Annotated in this window: 2 protein-coding genes; both read right to left on the reverse strand. The window is 53.2% G+C overall.

The annotated features are described in order from the left end of the window. On the reverse strand, positions 1-798 hold a 798-nt coding region (gene fmt, locus QVO39_RS05035; RefSeq protein WP_288171786.1), incomplete at its 3' end, for a methionyl-tRNA formyltransferase. 7 nt (positions 799-805) lie between these two features. Next, on the reverse strand, positions 806-1,554 hold a 749-nt coding region (locus QVO39_RS05040; protein WP_288171787.1), incomplete at its 5' end, for a chloride channel protein.

A 1,554-nucleotide genomic window follows, 5' to 3' on the forward strand; every position in this document is an offset into this window, starting at 1 on the left:
CACCCGATACTCCCCGGGCTGTAGCCCTTGTAGCGAAGGGCAAGGGGTTGCCTTGAAGACCTTGATCTCCTCCTCCCCCAGTGTAGCAATCGCCGAGGGGTAGGGGCTCATAGCCCTAATCCGTAGAGCTATAGCGTGTGCCGATTCTTGCTGAAAGCTGAGGAGCCGGTCCTCCTTAAATATCTTCGTGGCATAGCGAAGCCCCTCCACCTTTGGTTGAGGCTTAGGGGAGAGCGTCCCTTGTTCCAGCCCCTGTATAGTTTTAAAGGTCACCTCCGCACCCAGTTGCATCAACTTATCGTGGAGCGAGCCCCCTGTCTCCTCGATAGTGATGGCAATCTTTTCTTGTAGCAAAATATTGCCCTCATCAATGCCCTCATTCAGGAGAAAGGTAGTCACTCCCGTCTCCTTCTCGTCATTGAGGATCGCATGCTGAATAGGTGCCGCACCTCGATACTGCGGGAGTAGAGAGGCGTGGAGGTTAAACGTCCCCAAGCGGGGCATCGCCCACACCTCACGGGGGAGCATCCTAAAGGCAATCACAATAAATAGGTCGGCACCGAGTGCCTTGAGCTCGGCATGAAACCCTTCGTCACGTAAGTTCTCAGGCTGTAGGATAGGCACGTTAGGGCAATACTTCATCGCCACCTCCTTCACTGCCGAAGGACGTAGCTTATGCCCTCGCCCAGCCGGCTTATCGGGATTGGTCACCACTCCTACCACCTCTGCCCCTTGCTCAAGGATATACTGTAGGATATAGCTGGCAAAGTCGGGAGTTCCGAAATATACTATCTTCATCTTATTCTTAATCTCCTCCAAAGTTATCATTCAGTACCTCGCGGTATTGGTTGAATATCTGCGACTTAGAGACAAAGCCGAGATACTTCCCCTCCTCATCCTCCACAGGGAGGTTCCAAGCCCTCGTATCATCAAAGAGCTTCATCACCTCATCCATACTCATCCCCACCACCACACGTGCTTCGGGCGAAACCATAAAGGTCGCCACCTTGAAGCGGTCGTAGAGCTCGGGTCGGAACATGATGTTGCGGATATTATCCAGTAGCACCATCCCCACCATACGTCCCTTGTCATTCACCACTGGGAAAATATTGCGCTTACTCTCGCCAAAGATACGCACCGTATCGCCCAGCGTCATGTCGGGCGAAAGGATGCTAAAGTCGTTTTCAATCACGTGATCCACCTGCATCAGCGTCATCACCGCCTTATCCTTATTGTGCGTCAGCAGTTTCCCCTCCTCCGCCAACCGTAGCGAGTAGATACTGTGGGGTAGGAAGAGTTTGATCGTACCATAGGCAGTGGTGGAGACCACCAGAAGGGGGAGAAATAGATTGTACCCACCTGTCAGCTCAGCGATGAGGAAGGTACCCGTCAGCGGGGCATGCATCACCCCTGCCATTACCCCCGCCATGCCCATGAGGGCAAAGTTGTCGGTAGGGAGGTAGATATTGAGACCCGAGATATTCATTACATAGCTAAAGGCAAAGCCCACCAGTGCACCCACAAAGAGACTAGGTGCAAAGACACCACCGGCTC

Source organism: Porphyromonas sp. CAG:1061, from assembly GCF_000435035.1.
GTDB classification, from domain to species: domain Bacteria; phylum Bacteroidota; class Bacteroidia; order Bacteroidales; family Porphyromonadaceae; genus Porphyromonas_A; species Porphyromonas_A somerae.